Origin of the sequence: Streptomyces phytophilus, from assembly GCF_013870535.1 — a bacterium.
Taxonomy (GTDB): Bacteria; Actinomycetota; Actinomycetes; order Streptomycetales; family Streptomycetaceae; genus Streptomyces; species Streptomyces phytophilus.
Window position 1 is genome coordinate 1 of the sequence record NZ_JACBXC010001285.1, and the last position, 1,679, is coordinate 1,679.

Annotated in this window: 1 protein-coding gene; it reads right to left on the minus strand. The window is 67.1% G+C overall.

Annotation, left to right across the window (positions count from 1 at the left end; translation table 11 throughout):
- Window positions 1-576: 576 nt before the first annotated feature.
- Entirely contained in the window at window positions 577-1,434 is an 858-nt protein-coding gene (locus tag H5J30_RS31635) for a 3-hydroxybutyryl-CoA dehydrogenase (RefSeq protein WP_181791010.1), read from the minus strand.
- Between the last annotated feature and the right edge of the window lie 245 nt (window positions 1,435-1,679).

The following is a 1,679-nucleotide window of genomic DNA, read 5'->3' on the forward strand; positions in this document are numbered from 1 at the left end:
TACGGGGCCGGCCGCCGGCCCCGTACCGTGGAATCTCCCCGACGCCGGGCCCGGCGGCCACCGCCGTGGCTGCTTGAGTTCGGCGTGCGGTCCCGCCCATACGGTTGAAGCTGAACTCGTAGCATTGCGTGAAGAGTTGGGCCTCGCACACCACGAGGCGCACAGACTCCTCGCTAGACAGATGGTGGAAATGTCCGAACCTTCATTTGTTGCTCAGAACGGCCTCCCCTCTCGATAAACACCCAGGTCAGCGAGACTGCTCCCCGTGCACGCGGGGATGGACCCACCTCGCGCCAGTCCCCGACGACGTGAAGTTCCTGCTCCCCGTGCACGCGGGGATGGACCCAGCAGCGGCACCACCACGTGGACGCTGGGGGCCTGCTCCCCGTGCACGCGGGGATGGACCCGTCCAGTGCATCGGCAGTGCATGACCTGTGCACTGCTCCCCGGCGCACACGGGGATGGAGCCTGGGGCACCCCCTGGTCTCCAGGGGGTGGATCGATCCAATCCAAGACTGGCGGCCGTGAGCCGGCCGTGTGCGGTAGCTCCGTACGGATTCCTGTAATACGAACCAACTAGTAGGCGTAGAACCCGGCGCCCGACTTTCGGCCCAGGCGGCCGGCCTCGACCATCCGTGCCAGCAGCGGCGGCGTCGCGTACAGCTGCTCCTTGTACTCCTCGTACATCGACTCGGCCACCGAGACGACGACGTCGAGGCCGATGAGGTCCGCGAGTTTCAGCGGCCCCATCGGGTGGGCGCAGCCCAGCTCCATCCCGTTGTCGATGTCCTCGCGCGTCGCGATGCCCGACTCGAACATGCGGATCGCGGACAGCAGATAGGGGATCAGCAGTGCGTTGACCACGAACCCGGAGCGGTCCTGGGCCCGGATGGCGTGCTTGCCGAGCACGTCGCGGGCCAGCGCCTCGGTCCGCTTGAGCGTGTCGTCGCTGGTCGTCAGTGCCGGGATCAGCTCGACGAGGCGCTGGACGGGCGCGGGGTTGAAGAAGTGCATGCCGATGACCTGCTCCGGCCGCGAGGTGGCGACGGCGAGCTTGACGATCGGGATGGAGGAGGTGTTGGAGGCGAGGACGGCGTCCTGGCGGATGACGACCTGATCGAGGATCTGGAAGATTTCGGTCTTGACCTGCTCGTTTTCCACCACCGCCTCGATCACGAGGTCGCTGTCCGCAAGCTCTCCGAGATCGGTCGTGAAGCTCAGTGCGGCCAGCGCCTCGTCCCGCTCCGACCCGCTGATCTTCCCGCGCTCCGCCGCCTTGGCGAGCGAGTTGCTGACGCGGGTACGGCCCAGTTCGAGGGCGTCGCCGGTGGTCTCGGCGACGACGACCTGGAGGCCGGAGCGGGCACACACCTCGGCGATGCCCGAGCCCATCTGGCCGGATCCGACCACTCCGACGCGTTCGATGTCGGTCAATGTCTCTCCTCGTCCCTCGTCCTGCCGTGTGAGCAACCCTTTCGGACCCCCGACGTTACCCGCGTAGCGCATGGCTCTTGTCCCGGGGTGAGGCAGGACGCGAGGATGTGCCGCAACTGACGAGTGGTTCAGACCACTTGGCTCAGTCGGATTCTTGTTCTCGGCGACACTCGGAGGATCCAGATGGGGAGCAGCACTCCCGATAGATCGCACCACCTCAGCCGGCGCCGGTTCGGCGCCGCGGC